We start from the raw sequence: 20,385 nt of genomic DNA, 5'->3' as shown, positions 1-20,385 counted from the left end.
TGTGGGGACAAGGCGCTCAGCGGTTCGCGGGCGCGATCTCCTCGATGACGTGCGGGGGAGTCGCGAAGAACCCGGACTCGCGCGGGTAGTGGACCACGATGTCGGTGAAGCCCAGCTCCGCACTCCGTCCCGCGACGTCCGCGAACGCCTGCGCGGACTCCATCGTCGGCAGCAGGGAGAACCCGGTGAGCAGCGTCCGGTCCAGGGACTTCGGGTCGCGGCCCTCCCGCTCGCACGCCGCGTCGAGCTGCTCCATGCGACGCGCGAGCACGGACCAGGTCCAGGACTCGGTCCGCTCGTGCCTCGGCACGTCCCCCTGGTCGGTGACGACCCACGACGCGCCGTACCGCGCGACGGTCCGCATCCCCAGCGGACCGTTCGCCGCCAGCACGAAGGGCGCCCGGGGCCGCTGCACGCAGCCCGGCTCCAGGCGGGCGTCGATCGCCTCGTAGTAGCGGCCGAGGAAGGTGGTCTGCTTGCGGCCCTCGGGCGTCCCGGTCAGCAGCCGGTCGAGGAGCTCCACGGACTCGCGGAACCGGCCGCCCCGCTCCGCCACCGACCAGCCCTTGCCGCGCTCGCCCTGGCCGAGCACATAGGCGTCGGCGTCGGGCGAGCCCGCGCCGAAGCCGAGGACGAAGCGGCCCTCGCTGAGGGAGTCCAGCGTGACGACGTCGTGGGCGAGGGGCACCGGGTGCCGGTAGTTCGGCGACGTCACCAGCGTGCCGAGCCTGATCCGCGAGGTGACCCCGGCGGCGGCCGCCAGTGTCGGCACCGCTCCGTACCAGGCGCTGTCCGGCAGTCCGGCCCAGGTGATGTGGTCGTAGCTGTAGGCGGCGTGGAAGCCGAGGTCCTCGGCGCGCCGCCAGGTCGCGGCCGCCTCCCGGAACGGACGGTCGGGCAGGATACAGACGCTGATGCGCACAACAGACTCCAGATTCATTGCTTCTGCTTCGACCCCGGTGTCCACCGCGCGTACGGCTGCGTTCCCCTCCCGCAGGTCCCGGCGCTCCGACAGTACTGAGCCCCCGCCTCGGGGCCGAGCCAGGAAATCTCTAGACCGCACCCTCGAATCCGGCCAATGCGACACGCTTCTGCTCGGGTGTCAGAGAAGGGCCTCGGGCAGGGCGGCACCCGTGGCATGCAGGTGCTTCAGCGCCACCGCGAAGGAATGGCAGTCGAAAAGGGCGGAATGTTCCCTTCCCGCGGTCGGTTCGGGGAGGTCGAACACCCGCCACAGGCGGCCCACGTTGGAGGTCGCCGTCGCCGGAGCGACGGTATTCAGCCAGGGGCGGATGTTGAGGAAACCCGCGGCCAGGAAGGAACTCTTGATGTGCTCGCCGCGGGCGCGGGCCCAGGCGACGTTCTCGCCGAGGACGACCATGTCGTTTCCGTAGGAGAGCACGGACTGGCCCCGGCAGAAGGACAGGAAGTCGCCGAGGGCCTCGGCCGGGGGGAGGCCCTCCCGGTCCACCGACTCCTGGTCGATGCCGGTGAGTTCGGTGAAGTACGAGGACAGACGCGGGTTCATCACCGGGCGGACCAGGGCCTCGTACTCCTCGACCACGGAGAAGTCGGGTCGCAGGCGCAGCGCGCCGATCTGGACGATCTCGCGGAACTGGCCCGGCGCGGACCAGTCTTGCTCAAGCGCTTCCGGCCATGTCGTGAATTCCAGGTCGAAGACGACGAAGGTTGACATGACGCTCCTTGTGCGTGGGGGCGGTTGCGGAGCGTACCGCCCGGTCGGGCGCGGGAGGGGCGCCCTCGCCCCGTGGCGGATTCCCGTGTGGTGCGCGTGCCGCGTGGGGCGTCGCCGACGGGCGTCCGCGTGTTCGGCAACACGGTGTCGTGCTCGGCCTCCGGGGTCGGTGCGTCGGCCCTGGTCCGGGCCTCGGCGGTCCGCTGAGGCTCCCCCGCAAGTGGCAGAAGTAGGCAAAACCCGGACGCGATGGCGGCCGCCGACCTACTCTCGAGTTGTGCCAGGCGCGCCCGGCCGTGTGCTTGTTGTGGACGACAACAAGGTCATCCGGCAACTGATCAGGGTCAATCTCGAGCTGGAGGGCTTCGAGGTCGTGACCGCGGCCGATGGTGCCGAGTGTCTGGATGTCGTCCATCAGGTGCGGCCCGATGTGGTGACCCTTGATGTGGTGATGCCGCGGCTCGACGGACTGCGGACGGCCGCGCGACTGCGGTCCGATCCTCGGACGCGCGGGCTTCCGCTCGTGGTCGTCAGCGCCTGTACGCAGTACGAGGTCGAGGCGGGCATCGAGGTCGGGGTCGACGCGTTCCTGACGAAGCCCTTCGAGCCGGCCGAGCTGCTCGCGATCGTGCGGCAACTGGCCGACCGGGGCCGGGGCCCCCGGGACTGGACCCCGGACCCCTCCGCGGTCCCGGGCTGCCCCTAGGGCCTGCCCGAGCCCTCCGACGCCCCGGACCAGGCACCGCGCCCCCCGGACCAGGCGCCCCGCCGGAAACTCCAGCGCACCCCACCCCCCACCTCCCATACCCTTGTCCCGTGACCCCGGCACAGCTCTCCCGTACCGTCCTGCGCGCCATGCGCCGCGCAGTGGACGCCGGGGAGCTCAGCGCCGCCGTCCCCGAGGACGCGCACGTGGAGCGACCGAGGCCGGGCGGCACGGGGGACTACGCGACGAACCTGGCGCTGCGGATCGCCGGTGAGGCGGGCGCGCCCCCGCGCCGCGTCGCCGAGGTCCTCTCCGCCCACCTCACCGCCGAGCCGGGCATCGCCCGCGCCGACGTCACCGGACCGGGCTTCGTCAGCATCACCCTGGACCCCCACGGCGCCCCCGCCCTCGTGGCGGACATCCGCGAGCGAGGGGAGCGCTACGGCCACGTCGTCCCGGACACCGGCGCCCTCGTCCAGCTGCACACCCCGCACGACCTGCGCGCACTCGTCGTGGCCGACGCGGCACGAAGGATTCTGCGCTCACAGGGCGCCCTCGTGCGCGTGACGAGCGACGCGGCGCCGGACGAGCGGTGGGTGGAGGTCGCGGGGGTGCGCGTGGACGCGTACGGACGGCCCCCGACGCCCCTGACCACCCTCCGCCCCGTCCCCCCGGCGCCGACCGCCCCGGACCCCCTCGGCCTCGGCCGCGACGCCGCCCGCTGGGCCCTGCTGCACCCCGCCCCGCACGACCGCCCCCACACCGGCCCCGAACACCTCGCCCAGCACGAGTCGAACCCCTTGTTCCGGGTCCGGTACGCGTACGCGCGGACCCGCGCGCTCACGCGCAACGCGGCCGACCTAGGCTTCACGGCGGCCCCCGGCGAGACCGACGCGTCCGCGCACGACCTCCTGGGCGCCCTGGGCGACCACCCCACCGTCCTGGCGACCGCAGCCCGCCGCCACGCCCCGGACCGCCTGACCCGGCACCTCGTCCGGACCGCCGACGCCTTCCTCGCGCAGGCCCACACGGTGCTGCCGCTCGGCGACGAGAAACCCTCGGCCGCCCACCGCTCCCGGCTGGCGCTCGCCGAGGCCGCCGGGACGGTGCTCGCCGGCGGCCTGTCCCTGCTCGGTATCAGCGCGCCCGAACACCTGTGAGACGAGAAGAGCCAGAAGAGCCATGAGCCGTTCCGCACACCCCGCAGGCCCCCGCCACGGAGACGTCCTTCCCGAGGGGCGCTCCGCAGCGAACACAGCCCCGCCCACCGACCTGAACGCCCTGGACCCGAAGGTCTGGTCCCGGACGGTCACCCGCACCGCCGACGGCACGGTCACCGTCGGCGGCGTCGAAGTGAAGCGGCTCGCCGAGGAGTTCGGCACGCCCGCGTACTTCCTCGACGAGGCCGACTTCCGCGCCCGCTGCCAGTCCTGGCGCGACGCCTTCGGTCCGGACGCCGACGTCTTCTACGCGGGCAAGGCGTTCCTGTCGCGCGCGGTCGTGCGGTGGCTGCACGAGGAGGGCCTGAACCTCGACGTGTGCTCGGGCGGGGAGCTGACGACGGCTCTCGACGCCGGTATGCCGGCCGACCGCATCGCGTTCCACGGCAACAACAAGACGGTCGACGAGATCGAGCGCGCCGTCGCGGCGGGAGTCGGCCGCATCGTCCTCGACTCGTTCCAGGAGATCGTGCGGGTCGCGCACGTCGCCGACCGGCTCGGCACCCGCCAGCGGGTCCAGATCCGGGTGACGGTCGGCGTCGAGGCGCACACGCACGAGTTCATCGCCACCGCGCACGAGGACCAGAAGTTCGGCCTGGCGCTCGCCGGGGGACAGGCCGCCGAGGCCGTGCGGCGCGCGCTGAAGCTGGACGGCCTGGACGTCATCGGCATCCACAGTCACATCGGCTCGCAGATCTTCGACACGGCCGGCTTCGAGGTGGCCGCCCGCCGCGTGGTGTCGCTGCTCGCCGAGATCCGCGACGAGCACGGCGTCGAGCTGCCCGAGATCGACCTCGGCGGCGGCCTCGGCATCGCGTACACCTCGGACGACGACCCCCGGGAGCCGCACGAGATCGCCACCGCGCTGCGCGAGATCGTGACGCGCGAGTGCGTGGCGGCGAAGCTGCGCACGCCCCGCATCTCCGTCGAGCCGGGCCGCGCCATCGTCGGCCCGACGGCGTTCACGCTGTACGAGGTCGGCACCATCAAGCCGCTGGACGGGCTGCGGACGTACGTCTCCGTCGACGGCGGCATGTCGGACAACATCCGTACGGCGCTGTACGACGCCGAGTACAGCGTCGCGCTCGTGTCGCGGTCGTCGGACGCCGAGCCGATGCTCGTGCGGGTCGTCGGCAAGCACTGCGAGAGCGGCGACATCGTCGTGCGCGACGCGTTCCTGCCCGCCGACCTCGCGCCCGGCGACCTGATCGCCGTGCCCGCGACCGGCGCGTACTGCCGCTCGATGGCGAGCAACTACAACCACGCGCTGCGACCGCCGGTCGTGGCGGTGAACGACGGCGCGGGCCGTGTCATCGTGCGCCGCGAGACGGAGGAGGACCTGCTCCGTCTCGACGTGGGGTGACACGCGGCGCGCGACACAAGGCGCCGCCACCCCGAAATGCTCCCGGTTCGTGAAATACGTGTCTCACGATCCGGACTATGGTCAGAAACACCGTACCGGTGGGTGAGACTGGTCCCACCGCAGTTGGAGAAGGAAACGAGGTCGGATGATGCGTACGCGTCCGCTGAAGGTGGCGCTGCTGGGCTGTGGGGTTGTCGGCTCAGAGGTGGCGCGCATCATGACGACGCACGCCGACGACCTCACAGCGAGGATCGGCGCCCCGGTCGAGCTGGCCGGGGTGGCCGTCCGCCGCCCCTCCAAGGTGCGCGCGGGCATCGACCCCGCGCTGGTGACGACGGACGCGACGGCGCTGGTCAAACGCGGCGACATCGACGTGGTCGTCGAGGTCATCGGCGGCATCGAGCCCGCCCGCGCGCTCATCACCACCGCCTTCGAGCACGGCGCGTCCGTGGTCTCCGCGAACAAGGCGCTCATCGCCCAGGACGGCGCGGCGCTGCACGCGGCGGCCGAGCGGCACGGCCGCGACCTGTACTACGAGGCGGCGGTCGCCGGTGCGATTCCGCTGATCAGGCCGCTGCGCGAGTCGCTGGCCGGGGACAAGGTCAACCGCGTGCTCGGCATCGTGAACGGCACCACGAACTTCATCCTCGACAAGATGGACTCGACGGGCGCCGGGTACCAGGAGGCCCTCGACGAGGCCACCGCCCTCGGGTACGCCGAGGCCGACCCGACCGCCGACGTCGAGGGCTTCGACGCCGCCGCCAAGGCCGCGATCCTCGCCGGCATCGCCTTCCACACCCGGGTGCGGCTCGACGACGTCTACCGCGAGGGCATGGCCGAGGTCACCGCCGCCGACTTCGCCTCGGCCAAGCGCATGGGCTGCACCATCAAGCTCCTCGCCATCTGCGAGCGGGCCGCCGACGGCGGCTCCGTCACCGCGCGCGTGCACCCCGCGATGATCCCGCTCAGCCACCCGCTGGCCGGCGTCCGCGAGGCCTACAACGCCGTCTTCGTGGAGGCCGAGGCCGCCGGCCAGCTGATGTTCTACGGCCCCGGCGCGGGCGGCGCGCCCACCGCGTCCGCCGTCCTCGGCGACCTGGTCGCGGTCTGCCGCAACAAGCTCGGCGAGGCCACCGGACCCGGCGACTCCGCGTACACGCAACTGCCCGTGAGCCCCATGGGCGAGGTCGTCACGCGATACCACATCAGCCTCGACGTGGCCGACAAGCCGGGCGTGCTCGCCCAGGTCGCGACGGTCTTCGCCGAGCACGGCGTGTCCATCGACACCGTCCGTCAGACGGGTAAAGGAAACAGCAGCGTCGCCGAAGGCGTCTCGGTCGAGGGTGGCGGTGGGAGACGGGAGGGCGGCGAGGCGTCCCTCGTCGTCGTCACCCACCGCGCGCCCGACGCCGCCCTCAGCGGCACCGTCGAGGCGCTGCGCCGACTCGACACCGTGCGCGGTGTCGCCAGCATCATGCGGGTTGAAGGGGAGTAAGCAGCAATGACCCACCAGTGGCGCGGAATCATCGAGGAGTACCGGGACCGCCTTCCGGTCTCCGTCACCACGCCGGTCGTGACGCTCCGCGAGGGCGGTACGCCGCTCGTGCCCGCGACGGTGCTCTCCGAGCGCACGGGCTGCGAGGTCCACCTCAAGGTCGAGGGCGCCAACCCGACGGGGTCCTTCAAGGACCGCGGCATGACCATGGCGATCACCAAGGCCAAGGAGGAGGGCGCGAAGGCCGTCATCTGCGCCTCCACCGGCAACACCTCCGCCTCGGCGGCTGCCTACGCCGTGCGCGCGGGCATGGTCTGCGCCGTCCTGGTGCCGCAGGGCAAGATCGCCCTCGGCAAGATGGGCCAGGCGCTCGTCTACGGCTCGAAGATCCTCCAGGTGGCCGGGAACTTCGACGACTGCCTGAACCTCGCCCGCGGGCTCTCCGAGAACTACCCGGTGGCGCTGGTCAATTCGGTCAACCCGTTCCGCATCGAGGGCCAGAAGACGGCGTCCTTCGAGATCGTCGACGCCCTCGGCGACGCGCCCGACATCCACGTCCTCCCCGTCGGCAACGCGGGCAACATCACGGCCTACTGGAAGGGCTACAAGGAGTACGCCGCCGACTCCGTGTCGACGCGCACTCCGCGCATGTGGGGCTTCCAGGCCTCCGGCTCCGCGCCGATCGTGCGCGGCGAAGTCGTCAAGGACCCCTCGACGATCGCCACCGCGATCCGCATCGGCAACCCGGCCTCGTGGCAGCACGCGCTCGCCGCGCGCGACGAGTCGGGCGGCTTCATCGACGAGGTGACGGACCGTGAGATCCTGCGCGCCTACAAGCTGTTGGCGTCCCAGGAGGGTGTCTTCGTCGAGCCCGCGTCCGCCGCGTCCGTCGCCGGTCTGCTGAAGGCCGCCGAGCAGGGCAAGGTGGACAAGGGCCAGCGCATCGTGTGTACGGTGACGGGCAACGGCCTCAAGGACCCGGACTGGGCCGTCGCGGGTGCCCCGCAGCCGGTCACGGTCCCGGTCGACGCGGCCGCCGCGGCGGAGCGGCTGGGCCTGGCGTAACGCCCAAACCTCTCAACTCCCCACAGGGGGTGCACAGGGGGCTCGCGACACGCATCGTGCGCCTCCTGTGCGCCCTATGTCGCCGCAGAACCTTCCTTCGATAGGCTGTAGCCAACCCACCCCGCATATGCCGCCGCATATGCCGTGGTGCCGTCCGCAGAGACGGCTCCCGGGTGCTGCCGTCCCATGCCGGACGTGTGCTGGTCCAGGCGGCAAGTCCTCCACAAAACAGAGCTCAAGGAGAGTCATCGAGCGATGGCCGGTCCTGCCTTCCGCGCCGCCGCCGTCAGGGTGCGCGTGCCTGCCACCAGCGCAAACCTCGGCCCGGGCTTCGACGCCCTGGGCCTCTCGCTGGGGCTCTACGACGACGTGGTGGTCCGCGTCGCGGACTCCGGCCTGGGCATCGACATCGCGGGCGAGGGCAGCGAGACCCTGCCCCGCGACGAGTCGCACCTGCTCGTACGGTCCCTGCGGACCGCCTTCGACCTGCTCGGCGGACAGCCGCGCGGCCTGGAGATCGTCTGCGCCAACCGCATCCCGCACGGCCGCGGCCTCGGCTCCTCCTCCGCCGCCATCTGCGCCGGCATCGTCGCCGCCCGCGCGGTGACCATAGGCGGCGACAGCAAGCTCGACGACGCCGCGCTCCTGGAACTGGCCACCGAGATCGAGGGCCACCCCGACAACGTCGCGGCCTGCCTGCTCGGCGGCTTCACGCTGTCCTGGATGGACGGCTCCGCGGCCCGCGCGATCAGGATGGATCCGGCCGATTCCATCGTTCCGGTGGTTTTCGTCCCCGGAAAGCCCGTGCTCACCGAAACCGCCCGCGGACTGCTGCCGCGCACCGTCCCGCACGTGGACGCGGCCGCCAACGCGGGCCGGGCCGCCCTGCTCGTCGAGGCCCTGACCAGGCGCCCCGAGCTGCTGCTGCCCGCCACCGAGGACCGCCTGCACCAGGAGTACCGCGCCCCGGCCATGCCCGAGAGCGCCGCCCTGGTGGAGCGCCTGCGCGCCGACGGCGTGCCCGCGGTGATCTCCGGCGCGGGGCCCACGGTCCTCGCGCTGGCCGAGGACAGTGCGGCCGACAAGGTCGCACGACTGGCGGGGGAGGGCTGGGCGGCGAACCGCCTGGCGCTCGACGCCACCGGAGCGAGCGTGCTGCCGCTTGCGCCCTGACACGGTGACAGCGGCAAACCCGCGGAGTCCGGATTTGGAGAGGGGGAATGTTTGTTGGATCCGGTAGTGTTAACCTCAAGTCTGCACCCGACCCCACCATGGCGAGGTGCTTTGTGTCCCCGTCCGGGACATCCATCCTTCCGGGAGCCTCCCAAACTGCTCTGTGCCCCGCACTGAGCAGTGCCGAGCACGCTCCGGAACCGGCGTGACCGAGCCGAGTGACCACCGCACCTCAGTGGCCCGGCATCGGGAATCGCCACATCTGTGAACTCTTCCGCCGCGTTGGCGGACAACCGCCCCGGCACGGTCCACACACCAGGGACCGCCGGACAGCACAACCGGTCGCCGAGCCAGACAGGCCGACGTCCGCTCCAGGGAAGGACCCTTCGTGAGCGACACCACCGATCTGATGGGCGTGACTGCCGACACGCCCGCCACGGACGCCTCCGCGGCGCCTGCCACCGGTGCTTCGGCCGGCCGGCGGCGCCGTGGCACCGGCCTCGAGGGCATGGTGCTGGCCGAACTGCAGCAGGTCGCATCGGGCCTCGGAATCAAGGGCACCGCGCGGATGCGCAAGAGCCAGCTGATCGAGGTCATCAAGGAGGCGCAGGCCGCAGGCGGAGCCCCGGCGAAGAGCGCCCCGGCCGCCGCGTCCGCCACGGACGCCGAGACCAAGCCGAAGCGCCGCGCCACCTCCAGGGCGCGCACCGGCGAGGCCGCCGAGAAGGCCTCCGCGACGAAGGCCGCCAAGGCCGACGAGGCCCCGGCCGAGCAGCCGAAGGCCGCCCAGCAGCAGATCGACATCCCCGGCCAGCCGGCGAGCGAGGACAAGTCCGCAGGTGGGCGCGGCCGTCGTCGTGTCACCGCCGAGGCCGGCAGCCCCGAGACCGTGACCGCCGAGGTCAAGGCCGAGCCGAAGGCCGAGGCCCGCGCGGAGCAGTCCGAGGCCAGGGGCGACAAGGGCGAGTCCGACGGCGGCGAGGGCCGCCAGGGCCGCCGCGACCGCCAGGGCCGCGGCCGCGACCGCGACCGCCGCGGCAACAAGGGCGACGACCAGCAGGGCGGCGGCAACCGCAAGGAGCAGGGCGGCCGTCAGGACCGGCAGGACCGGCAGGACCGCCAGCAGCGCGACAACGGCCCGCAGGACGACGGCTTCGACGACGACGGCGGTGGCCGTCGCGGTCGCCGCGGCCGTTACCGCGACCGCCGTGGCCGTCGCGGCCGCGAGGACTTCGCGGGCGAGCCGCAGGTGTCCGAGGACGACGTCCTGATCCCGGTCGCGGGCATCCTGGACATCCTCGACAACTACGCCTTCATCCGTACGTCGGGCTACCTCCCCGGCCCGAACGACGTGTACGTCTCGCTGGCCCAGGTCCGCAAGAACGGCCTGCGCAAGGGCGACCACGTCACGGGTGCGGTGCGCCAGCCCAAGGACGGCGAGCGCCGCGAGAAGTTCAACGCGCTCGTCCGCCTGGACTCGGTGAACGGCATGGCGCCCGAATCCGGGCGCGGGCGGCCGGAGTTCAACAAGCTGACGCCCCTTTACCCGCAGGACCGGCTCCGCCTGGAGACCGACCCGGGCGTCCTGACGACCCGCATCATCGACCTCGTCGCGCCCATCGGCAAGGGCCAGCGCGGTCTGATCGTGGCCCCGCCGAAGACCGGCAAGACCATGATCATGCAGGCGATCGCCAACGCGATCACGCACAACAACCCCGAGTGCCACCTGATGGTCGTCCTGGTCGACGAGCGTCCGGAAGAGGTCACCGACATGCAGCGGTCGGTCAAGGGCGAGGTCATCTCCTCGACCTTCGACCGTCCCGCCGAGGACCACACCACGGTCGCCGAGCTGGCCATCGAGCGCGCCAAGCGCCTGGTGGAGCTGGGCCACGACGTGGTCGTCCTGCTCGACTCGATCACGCGTCTGGGCCGTGCGTACAACCTCGCCGCCCCGGCCTCCGGCCGCATCCTGTCCGGTGGTGTCGACTCGACGGCGCTCTACCCGCCGAAGCGCTTCTTCGGTGCCGCGCGCAACATCGAGGACGGCGGCTCGCTGACCATCATGGCCACCGCGCTGGTCGACACCGGCTCGCGCATGGACGAGGTGATCTTCGAGGAGTTCAAGGGCACCGGCAACCTCGAGCTCAAGCTGGACCGCAAGCTCTCCGACAAGCGGATCTTCCCGGCGGTGGACGTGGACTCGTCCAGCACCCGCAAGGAAGAGATCCTGCTCGGCAGCGACGAGCTCGCCATCACCTGGAAGCTGCGCCGCGTGCTGCACGCGCTCGACCAGCAGCAGGCGATCGAGCTGCTCCTGGACAAGATGAAGCAGACGAAGTCGAACGCCGAGTTCCTGCTCCAGATCCAGAAGACGACCCCGGCGCCGGGCAACGGCAACGACTGAGAAGCCGTAGGCGTCAAGCACTGGCCGAAAGGGCCGGTCCCGTCATCCGACGGGACCGGCCCTTTCGGCCGTCCAAGATCCCGCACGAGAGACCTTGGCCACACGTCTAAGAGATTCTTACGGTCACGGGCGGTAGCGCGGGTGCCCGCGAAAGCGCAGGTGGGGGGCCAAAAGTACTAGACGATGCACACGTTGCGTAACGGTCGGACCCCAGGGCGCACACAGAGTGCTATGCAACCCTTCTTTCGGTTTTCACGTCTGACAATTGACGAAAAGCCAATGCCTGGCCCTGAAAGCAGGGGGTACCCGACCGACGAGGACTGAGGAGCGCATGACCGACGAGAGCAGCCCCGCCGACGCGAAGCCGAAGCACCGCGGCAAGGGCGGCCGGCGACGCAAGCCGCGCAGCAAGCGCAAGAAGGCGCTCGTCATCACGGCGTGGTCCGCCGCGGCCGTGGTCGTCCTCGGAGGCACCGGCCTCGGCTACGTGTACTTCAAGCTCAACGGCAACATCAAGGGCGTCGACATCAACGCCGCGCTCGGCACCGACCGCCCCGAGAACATCGACAACGGCTCCCAGGACATCCTCGTCCTCGGCTCCGACTCGCGCTCCGGCAAGAACGCCAAGTACGGCAAGGACGAGGGCGCCGCCCGCTCCGACACGGCGATGATCGTGCACGTCTACAAGGGCCACAAGAAGGCGAGCGTGGTCTCCATACCCCGCGACACCCTCATCACCCGGCCCGAGTGCGCGGTCAAGGACGGCGACGGCAAGGTGGACCCGGGCGGTCAGCGCCAGATGTTCAACACGGCGTACGAGGTCGGCGGCCCCGCCTGTGCCGTGAAGACGGTCGAGAAGATGTCCGGCATCCGCATGGACCACTACGTCGAGGTCGACTTCACGGGCTTCAAGAAGCTCATCGACACCCTCGGCGGCGTGGACATCACCACCAAGCAGCCGATCAAGGACAAGGACAGCCACCTCGACCTCCCTGCGGGCTCCCACACCCTCAACGGCGAGCAGGCCCTCGGCCTGGTCCGCACCCGGCACGGCGTCGGCGACGGCAGCGACCTCGGCCGCATCCAGCTCCAGCAGGCCTTCATCAAGGCCCTGATGAACCAGGTCAAGGACATCAACCTCTTCGGCAACCCGAAGAAGCTCTACGACCTCGCGGACTCCGCCACCAGCGCCATCACCACCGACTCCGAACTGGACACGGTCAAGGACCTGGCGGGCTTCGCCAATGGCCTCAAGGGCATCGGCTCCGGCGACATGAAGATGGTCACGCTGCCCATCCAGTACGACCCGGCCGACCGCAACCGCGTCATTCCCCTCGAAGAGGCCGACCAGCAGGTCTGGGACGCCCTCAAGGCGGACAAGGCCATCCCGAAGTCCGCCACCGACAAGTCCGCGGGCGACAAGGGCGCCGCGGGCAAGGTCGTCACCAGCGACTGACCCCCGCGGGGGAACGCACACGTACCCCTCCGGGGTCGGTCCGGGAATACTTCGGGACCGACCCCGGTTTGGGCAGATGCGGCCAGTCCTGGCAGACTGGTACGTCGGCCCCGGTTCACGCATCCGCATCCCGCGTCTGCGACCCGGTGCCCTCCCGAAACTAGGAGACACCTTGAAGCGCGACATCCACCCCGAGTACGTCGAGACGCAGGTCAGCTGCACCTGTGGCGCGTCGTTCACCACCCGCAGCACGATCTCCGGCGGCGCCATCCGCGCCGAGGTCTGCTCCGAGTGCCACCCGTTCTACACGGGCAAGCAGAAGATCCTCGACACCGGTGGCCGTGTGGCCCGCTTCGAGGCCCGCTTCGGCAAGGCTGCCGGCTCCGCCAAGAAGTAGCGAGCCACCTGCGCCGGTCTTCGGCCGCCCTCACCAGGGGGCGGCCGGGACCGGCGTTTGCCGTCCCGCAGCCCCTTCACGCAGAAACCAGGAGCCCCCGATGTTCGAGGCGGTCGAGGATTTGGTCGGCGAGCACGCCGACCTGGAGAAGAAGCTCGCCGACCCTTCGGTCCACGCCGATCAGGCCAACGCTCGCAAGCTGAACAAGCGCTACGCCGAGCTGACCCCGATCGTCTCGACGTACCGCACCTGGAAGCAGCTCGGTGACGACATCGAGACCGCGCGCGAGTTCGCCGCCGACGACCCGGACTTCGCGGCCGAGGTCAAGGAGCTGGACAAGGAGCGCGACGAGGTCACCGAGAAGCTGCGGCTGCTCCTCGTGCCGCGCGACCCGAGCGACGACAAGGACGTCATCCTCGAGGTCAAGGCGGGCGCGGGCGGCGACGAGTCGGCGCTGTTCGCCGGCGACCTCCTGCGCATGTATCTGCGGTACGCCGAGCGCGTCGGCTGGAAGACCGAGATCATCGACGCCACCGAGTCCGAGCTGGGCGGCTACAAGGACGTCCAGGTCGCCGTGAAGACCAAGGGCGGCCAGGGCGCCACCGAGCCCGGCCAGGGCGTCTGGGCGCGGCTGAAGTACGAGGGCGGGGTGCACCGTGTGCAGCGCGTGCCCTCGACCGAGTCGCAGGGCCGCATCCACACCTCCGCGGCCGGTGTGCTCGTCACGCCCGAGGCCGAGGAGGTCGACGTGGAGATCCACGCGAACGACCTGCGCATCGACGTCTACCGCTCCTCCGGGCCCGGCGGGCAGTCCGTCAACACCACGGACTCCGCCGTGCGCATCACGCACATCCCCACCGGAGTGGTCGCTTCCTGCCAGAACGAGAAGAGCCAGCTCCAGAACAAGGAGCAGGCGATGCGTATCCTGCGCTCCAGGCTGCTCGCCGCGGCGCAGGAGGAGGCGGAGAAGGAGGCGGCGGACGCCCGGCGCAGCCAGGTCCGCACCGTCGACCGCTCCGAGAAGATCCGTACCTACAACTTCCCGGAGAACCGCATCTCGGACCACCGCGTGGGCTTCAAGGCGTACAACTTGGACCAGGTGCTCGACGGCGATCTCGACGCGGTCATCCAGGCCTGCGTCGACGCGGACTCCGCCGCGAAGCTCGCCGCCGCATAAGGCCCGCTCCCGTACGTAATCGCTCGCATCCGCTCTGAGCCCCGGAGGACCAGCGTGCAGCAACCCCTTGGGGGGCGACCCCCGAACCCCCGCAGCGTGCTGCTCGCGGAAGTGGCCCAGGCCACCCAGCGTCTCGCCGACGCCGGCGTGCCCTCGCCGCGCAACGACGCGGAGGAGCTCGCCGCCTTCGTGCACGGCGTGAAGCGGGGCGAGCTGCACACCGTCAAGGACGCGGACTTCGACGCCCGCTACTGGGAGACCATCGCGCGCCGCGAGGCCCGCGAGCCGCTCCAGCACATCACCGGCCGCGCCTTCTTCCGCTACCTGGAGCTCCAGGTCGGACCCGGCGTCTTCGTGCCCCGCCCCGAGACCGAGTCGGTCGTCGGCTGGGCCATAGACGCCGTCCGCGCGATGGACGTCGTCGAGCCGCTGATCGTCGACCTGTGCACCGGCTCCGGGGCCATCGCCCTCGCCATGGCGCAGGAGGTCCCGCGCTCGCGCGTGCACGCCGTGGAGCTGTCCTCGGACGCGCTGCCGTGGACCCGCAAGAACGTCGAGGGGTCCAGGGTCGACCTGCGCCAGGGCGACGCGCGCGAGGCGTTCCCCGACCTCGACGGCCAGGTCGACCTCGTCATCTCCAACCCCCCGTACATCCCGCTGACGGAATGGGAGTACGTTGCGCCGGAGGCCCGGGACTACGATCCCGAACTCGCCCTGTTCTCCGGCGAGGACGGCCTCGACCTGATCCGCGGCATCGAGCGCACCGCGCACCGGCTGCTGCGGCCCGGCGGGGTCGTCGTGGTGGAGCACGCGGACACCCAGGGCGGCCAAGTGCCGTGGATCTTCACGGAGGAGCGGGGCTGGGCGGACGCCGCCGACCACCCCGACCTGAACAACCGGCCGCGGTTCGCGACCGCCCGCAAGGCGCTGCCGTGACCACCGCGGCGACGAAGAAGACGATGCACGTGATGTACGCCGACGAGACGTACGTGTACGAGGAGGCCAGCTGATGGCACGGCGATACGACACCAACGACGCGACCGACCGCACGACCGGTCTGCGCGAGGCCGCGTCCGCCGTCCGCCGTGGCGAACTGGTCGTGCTGCCCACGGACACCGTGTACGGGATCGGCGCCGACGCCTTCAGCCCCGAGGCGGTCGCCGACCTCCTCGACGCCAAGGGCCGCGGACGCGCCATGCCGACGCCCGTCCTCATCGGCTCACCGAACACCCTGCACGGCCTCGTCACGGACTTCTCCGAGTCCGCCTGGGAGCTCGTCGACGCCTTCTGGCCGGGGGCCCTCACCCTCGTCGCCCGGCAACAGCCCTCCCTGCAGTGGGACCTCGGCGACACCCGCGGCACCGTCGCCATCCGCATGCCCCTGCACCCCGTCGCCATCGAGCTGCTCACCGACGTCGGCCCGATGGCCGTGTCCTCCGCCAACCTCACCGGGCACCCGGCGCCGGAGGACTGCGACGCCGCCCAGGAGATGCTCGGCGACTCCGTCTCCGTCTACCTCGACGGCGGGCCCACGCCCGGCATCGTGCCCTCCTCCATCGTGGACGTGACCGGCAAGGTGCCCGTCCTGCTGCGGGCCGGCGCGCTCGACGCGGACGAGCTGCGCAAGGTCGTACCCGACCTCGAGGTGGCCAATTGAGGGCCCCTGAGCCGGGGCGTGGCATAGCGGGCCGCAGCGAGCCCACCGAGCACTCGGTGTCCTTCGGTTCCCTCGGAGCCGCGGGCACACCCGGCAGCTTCCGCATCCTCCACGTCAGCACCGGCAACGTCTGCCGCTCGCCCATCACCGAGCGGCTGACCCGGCATGCCCTCACCGACCGGCTCGGTGACCCGCTCACCGGGGGGCTCGTCGTCGAGAGCGCCGGGACCTGGGGGCACGAGGGGGCGCCCATGGAGACCAACGCCGAGGCCGTCCTCGCGGACTTCGGCGCGGACGCCTCCGGGTTCGTGGGGCGTGAGCTCCTCGACGACCACGTCATCCGGGCCGACCTCGTCCTCACCGCCACCCGGGACCACCGGGCGCAGGTCATCTCCATGGGGCACTCCGCCGGGCTTCGCACCTTCACCCTGAAGGAGTTCACCCGGCTCGTGCGCGCCATAGATCCCGCCACGCTGCCCGACCCCGACGGCACCGACGGCATCGTCGAGCGCGCCCGCGCCCTCGTCCGCGCCGCCGCCGCCCTCCGCGGCTGGCTCCTCGCCCCCTCCGCCGAGGCCGACGAGGTCTACGACCCCTATGGCGCCCCCCTCCCCTTCTTCCGCTCCGTCGGCGGCGAGATCCAGCAGGCGCTTGAGCCGGTGGTGACGGCGCTGACGGGGGTGCCGGCGGCGCGGGCGTAGGGCCTCGCGGGGGCGCCCCGGTCCCGCCCCTTCCCGGCTGTGACAATGTGCGGCTCCGCCGCGTGGGGGGCTCCGCCCCCAGTTTCGGGAAGGGGCGGGCTTGGGGGCCCGCGCAGCGCCCACCGCGCAGCACCTCCACCCCCGGCCTACATTGGAGAGATGACGACGGCCGACGCGGGACCCGCCGCCGCTGCGGCGGCGTACGCGGCGCTGCGGCGGCAGGACCCGGAGCTGGCCGACGTGGTGCTCGGCGAGCTGGCGAGGCAGTCGACGAGCCTGCAGCTGATCGCGGCGGAGAACTTCACGTCGGAAGCGGTCCTGACGGCCCTGGGCTCACCGCTGGCGAACAAGTACGCGGAGGGCTACCCGGGAGCCCGCCACCACGGCGGCTGCGAGCTGGTGGACGTGGCGGAGCGCATCGCCACGGACCGCGCGAAGGCCCTGTTCGGCGCCGACCACGCGAACGTACAGCCGCACTCGGGATCAGCGGCCGTCCTGGCGGCCTACGCGGCCCTGCTGCGCCCGGGTGACACGGTCCTGGCGATGGGCCTGCCGTACGGCGGCCACCTCACGCACGGGTCGCCCGCGAACTTCTCGGGCCGGTGGTTCGACTTCGTGGGGTACGGCCTCGATCCGGAGACGGGCCTGATCGACTACGAGGAAGTGCGGACGCTGGCCCGTACGCACCGGCCGAAGGCCATCGTGTGCGGCTCGATCGCCTACCCGCGGCACATCGACTACGCGGCGTTCCGCGAGGTGGCGGACGACGTGGGTTCCTATTTGATCGCCGACGCGGCCCACCCCGTGGGCCTGGTGGCGGGCGGCGCGGCGCCGAACCCGGTGCCGTACGCGGACGTCGTGTGCGCGACGACGCACAAGGTCCTGCGCGGCCCGCGCGGCGGCATGATCCTGTGCCGGGGGGAGCTGGCTGAGCGGGTGGACCGGGCGGTGTTCCCGTTCACGCAGGGCGGCGCCCAGATGCACACGATCGCCGCCAAGGCGGTCGCGTTCGGCGAGGCGGCGACACCGGCCTTCACGGCGTACGCGCATCAAGTCGTGGCGAACGCAAAGGTGTTGGCGCGGGCGCTCGCGGGGGAGGGGTTCGACATCAGCACCGGCGGCACGGACACGCATCTGATCCTGGCGGACCCGGCCCCGCGGGGGGTGACGGCGGTGGTGGCCCGCGGCCGTCTCGCCGCGGCCGGCCTGGTCCTCGACACCTGCGCGCTGCCACGCGGCGGAGCCGCTGATGTCACGGCCGGCGACGGCAGGGGGCTACGGCTCGGGACGGCGGCCGTCACCACGCAGGGCATGGGTGAGGGTGAAATGGCAAGAATCGCTGCCCTGTTCGCGGGCGCGGTCAATGAGGAGGCCAAAGTCAGGGACAGGGTGCGGGAACTGGCGGGCCGATTTCCGCCGTATCCGAGTGCCGGGAGAGGGCGATCGGCACCCGCGTAGCGGACTTGTGCAACGATCCTCGCTACCCAGACGTCCCCAACCTTATGCGCGCGAAGCTAGGGTGTGGTGCTGAGATGGCCAGCGATACCTGTGGGGAAGCCCGTGCGTGAATATCTGCTGACGCTCTGCATCACGGCCGCGGTGACCTATCTGCTGACCGGCCCGGTGCGGAAGTTCGCGATCGTGGCCGGCGCCATGCCGGAGATCCGCGCGCGCGACGTGCACCGGGAACCAACACCCCGGCTCGGCGGAATCGCGATGTTCTTCGGGCTGTGCGCGGGGCTTCTGGTCGCCGACCACCTGCCGAACCTCAATGAGGTCTTCACGAAGTCGAACGAGCCGCGCGCGCTGCTCTCCGGCGCCGCGCTGATCTGGCTCATCGGCGTCCTCGACGACAAGTTCGAGATCGACGCGCTGATCAAGCTCGGCGGCCAGATGATCGCCGCGGGCGTCATGGTCATGCAGGGCCTGACGATCCTCTGGCTGCCCATCCCGGGCGCCGGGACGGTCTCCCTGACCCAGTGGCAGGGCACGCTCCTCACGGTCGCCCTGGTGGTCATCACGATCAACGCGGTGAACTTCGTGGACGGCCTGGACGGCCTGGCGGCGGGCATGGTGTGCATCGCGGCCGCGGCGTTCTTCATGTACGCGTACCGCATCTGGTACGGGTACGGGATCGAGGCCGCCGCCCCCGCCACGCTCTTCGCGGCCATCCTGATGGGCATGTGCCTGGGCTTCCTGCCGCACAACATGCATCCGGCCAGGATCTTCATGGGCGACTCGGGGTCGATGCTCATCGGCCTGGTCCTCGCCGCCGGCGCCATCTCCATCACCGGTCAGGTCGACCCGGACGCGATGAAGCTGAACCTGGGCGGCACCCGGGACGCCACGCACGCGATGCTCCCGGTCTTCATCCCGCTGCTCATGCCGCTGACGATCATCGCGATCCCGTTCGCGGACCTGGTGCTCGCCATCGTGCGCCGCACCTGGAAGGGCCAGTCGCCGTTCGCCGCCGACCGCGGCCATCTGCACCACCGGCTCCTCGAGGTCGGCCACTCGCACAGCCGCGCCGTCCTGATCATGTACTTCTGGTCGGCCCTCATCGCCTTCGGCACCGTCGCCTACTCGGTGCACTCCACGAGCATGTGGATCCTGCTCCTGATCGTCGCCCTCAGCGCGGTCGGCCTCGCCCTGCTCCTGCTGCCCCGCTTCACTCCGCACACCCCCGGCTGGGCGGAGAGCTTCGTGCCGCCGCGGTACCGGCGCAGGCGGGCGGCGCGTGCGGCGGCCGACGAGGCCGCGTGCGGGGCGCGGGGCGCCACTGTGGCCGCCGGTGCCGGTGGGGCCGCGGGGGTCGCGGAGACGGCTGGGGAGGGCGCCGGGGAGTCCGCTGGGGCCGACGCGGCCGCAGGCGAGGACGGGGCGTCCCGTCGTCCGGTCGGCGCGGGCGTCAACGGCGCGACAGCGCTCGGCACCCGCCCGCGCTTCCTGGACCGGCGCAAGGCCGGTTCGTCGCGTTGACGCGATCGACAAAGCGGCCCATTACCAGACAACTTGCTCGCTCGCGCGCACAGACGCGCGGATTACTTCTCATGTGTGACGGCGGGCACACCTGACAGGTAAAGACCTCATCAAATAGTTTGTGATACCGTTCACGAAACCCGGCGACAGAGCCGAAGGACCGTAGTGCGACGGTCTCTTGGCCCGAGGACCCCACTCGGACCGGGTCTACGCTCGTCCATGACGACACCCTGCCCCCATCTGTAAGCGGAGTTGCCGCCATGCCGTCTCAAGACACCCGGAATCTCCTGCAGTGCGCCGTGCCCACGGCTGCCGTCGGCGCGATCATCGCCGTCGTCAGTGGCGTGGTCTCGGGCGGCAAGGGAGCCATCGGCGCTGTCGTCGGCACCGCGGTCGTCGTCGCCTTCATGGGACTCGGTGTGTACGTCCTGCAACGGACGGCAAAATCGCTTCCGCAGCTGTTCCAGGCGATGGGCATGATGCTCTACGTCGCCCAGTTGCTGCTGCTCCTCATCTTCATGGGTCTGTTCAAGGACACCACCCTGTTCAACCCGAAGGTCTTCGCGCTCGCTCTCGCCGTCTCGACCGTCGTGTGGATGGCATCACAGGCCCGCGCGCACATGAAGGCCAAGATCTTCTACGTCGACCCGGAACCCGAACCTTCCTCCGCCAACTCTTCCGAGAAGAGCGAAAAGGCGGAGAAGTCGGGGTCCACGACGTGAGTGGTAGGGCCGGGATAAATGCCCGTTCGAGATGCTGCTATCGTCCGGTGCCAACTGCGGCACTGCAGGCGCGGGCATCTGAGCTGACGCCGGCACCATCGCGAGGCTCGATGCCTGTCCGCCGCTCACACTTCCGAAACACCAGTCCGGTGCCGACCCGCGGCCGCGCGCCGC

Annotated in this window: 18 protein-coding genes; 16 read left to right on the top strand and 2 right to left on the bottom strand. The window is 71.2% G+C overall.

Features of this window, described 5'->3' with window-relative positions:
* Window positions 1-16: 16 nt before the first annotated feature.
* Together ACZ6BG_RS09190 and ACZ6BG_RS09185 are read right to left on the bottom strand one after the other, a co-directional pair.
* Complete coding sequence (locus ACZ6BG_RS09190) at window positions 17-922, bottom strand: LLM class flavin-dependent oxidoreductase (RefSeq protein WP_468998920.1); 906 nt, start codon at window positions 920-922, stop codon at window positions 17-19.
* 180 nt (window positions 923-1,102) lie between these two features.
* The gene (locus ACZ6BG_RS09185; RefSeq protein WP_468998918.1) at window positions 1,103-1,696 is read right to left on the bottom strand and encodes an exonuclease domain-containing protein; all 594 of its coding nucleotides are present in this window, start codon (window positions 1,694-1,696) and stop codon (window positions 1,103-1,105) included.
* A gap of 169 nt (window positions 1,697-1,865) precedes the next feature.
* Here ACZ6BG_RS09185 and ACZ6BG_RS09180 point away from each other — a divergent pair, with 169 nt between their 5' ends.
* From ACZ6BG_RS09180 to ACZ6BG_RS09105, 16 genes are all read left to right on the top strand, one after another.
* The gene (locus ACZ6BG_RS09180; RefSeq protein ID WP_468998916.1) at window positions 1,866-2,402 is read left to right on the top strand and encodes a response regulator; all 537 of its coding nucleotides are present in this window, start codon (window positions 1,866-1,868) and stop codon (window positions 2,400-2,402) included.
* 110 nt (window positions 2,403-2,512) lie between these two features.
* Window positions 2,513-3,562, top strand: coding sequence for an ArgS-related anticodon-binding protein NrtL (gene nrtL / locus ACZ6BG_RS09175; RefSeq protein WP_468998914.1), 1,050 nt, complete (start codon window positions 2,513-2,515; stop codon window positions 3,560-3,562).
* Between the two features lie 22 nt (window positions 3,563-3,584).
* Window positions 3,585-4,985, top strand: coding sequence for a diaminopimelate decarboxylase (gene lysA, locus ACZ6BG_RS09170; protein ID WP_468998910.1), 1,401 nt, complete (start codon window positions 3,585-3,587; stop codon window positions 4,983-4,985).
* A 145-nt stretch (window positions 4,986-5,130) separates the two neighbouring features.
* Window positions 5,131-6,480 (top strand): homoserine dehydrogenase, encoded by a 1,350-nt coding sequence (locus tag ACZ6BG_RS09165; RefSeq protein WP_468998907.1) that lies wholly within the window; start codon window positions 5,131-5,133, stop codon window positions 6,478-6,480.
* A gap of 6 nt (window positions 6,481-6,486) precedes the next feature.
* On the top strand, window positions 6,487-7,545 hold the full coding sequence (gene thrC, locus ACZ6BG_RS09160) for a threonine synthase (RefSeq protein ID WP_468998905.1): 1,059 nt from the start codon (window positions 6,487-6,489) through the stop codon (window positions 7,543-7,545).
* A gap of 255 nt (window positions 7,546-7,800) precedes the next feature.
* Window positions 7,801-8,718, top strand: a complete 918-nt coding sequence (gene thrB, locus ACZ6BG_RS09155) for a homoserine kinase (protein ID WP_190114341.1) — start codon at window positions 7,801-7,803, stop codon at window positions 8,716-8,718.
* Window positions 8,719-9,106: 388 nt separating this feature from the next.
* A complete protein-coding gene (rho, locus tag ACZ6BG_RS09150) occupies window positions 9,107-11,122 on the top strand; it encodes a transcription termination factor Rho (RefSeq protein WP_468998900.1) in 2,016 nt (671 codons plus the stop codon).
* Between the two features lie 331 nt (window positions 11,123-11,453).
* Window positions 11,454-12,578, top strand: coding sequence for an LCP family protein (locus ACZ6BG_RS09145; protein ID WP_468998895.1), 1,125 nt, complete (start codon window positions 11,454-11,456; stop codon window positions 12,576-12,578).
* A gap of 172 nt (window positions 12,579-12,750) precedes the next feature.
* Window positions 12,751-12,975 (top strand): 50S ribosomal protein L31, encoded by a 225-nt coding sequence (gene rpmE / locus ACZ6BG_RS09140; RefSeq protein WP_138961823.1) that lies wholly within the window; start codon window positions 12,751-12,753, stop codon window positions 12,973-12,975.
* A 100-nt stretch (window positions 12,976-13,075) separates the two neighbouring features.
* Window positions 13,076-14,152 carry a peptide chain release factor 1 gene (gene prfA / locus ACZ6BG_RS09135; RefSeq protein WP_385712182.1) on the top strand — a complete coding sequence of 359 codons (1,077 nt, stop codon included), beginning with the start codon at window positions 13,076-13,078 and terminating at the stop codon, window positions 14,150-14,152.
* Between the two features lie 96 nt (window positions 14,153-14,248).
* On the top strand, window positions 14,249-15,088 hold the full coding sequence (gene prmC / locus ACZ6BG_RS09130; RefSeq protein ID WP_468452450.1) for a peptide chain release factor N(5)-glutamine methyltransferase: 840 nt from the start codon (window positions 14,249-14,251) through the stop codon (window positions 15,086-15,088).
* 73 nt (window positions 15,089-15,161) lie between these two features.
* Window positions 15,162-15,809 carry an L-threonylcarbamoyladenylate synthase gene (locus ACZ6BG_RS09125; protein WP_468998890.1) on the top strand — a complete coding sequence of 216 codons (648 nt, stop codon included), beginning with the start codon at window positions 15,162-15,164 and terminating at the stop codon, window positions 15,807-15,809.
* Window positions 15,806-16,510 (top strand): arsenate reductase/protein-tyrosine-phosphatase family protein, encoded by a 705-nt coding sequence (locus ACZ6BG_RS09120; protein WP_380847853.1) that lies wholly within the window; start codon window positions 15,806-15,808, stop codon window positions 16,508-16,510. The genes ACZ6BG_RS09125 and ACZ6BG_RS09120 overlap by 4 nt, the downstream gene beginning before the upstream one ends.
* Before the next feature lie 159 nt (window positions 16,511-16,669).
* A complete protein-coding gene (locus tag ACZ6BG_RS09115; RefSeq protein ID WP_468998888.1) occupies window positions 16,670-17,968 on the top strand; it encodes a serine hydroxymethyltransferase in 1,299 nt (432 codons plus the stop codon).
* Between the two features lie 102 nt (window positions 17,969-18,070).
* Window positions 18,071-19,489 carry an MraY family glycosyltransferase gene (locus ACZ6BG_RS09110; RefSeq protein ID WP_468998885.1) on the top strand — a complete coding sequence of 473 codons (1,419 nt, stop codon included), beginning with the start codon at window positions 18,071-18,073 and terminating at the stop codon, window positions 19,487-19,489.
* A 260-nt stretch (window positions 19,490-19,749) separates the two neighbouring features.
* On the top strand, window positions 19,750-20,211 hold the full coding sequence (locus ACZ6BG_RS09105; RefSeq protein WP_380847844.1) for a hypothetical protein: 462 nt from the start codon (window positions 19,750-19,752) through the stop codon (window positions 20,209-20,211).
* Window positions 20,212-20,385: the final 174 nt, after the last annotated feature.

The organism is Streptomyces sp. NPDC041205, assembly GCF_055591765.1.
The sequence above is the reverse complement of the archived record's forward strand: the minus strand, read 5'-3'. Positions and strand labels throughout refer to the sequence as shown.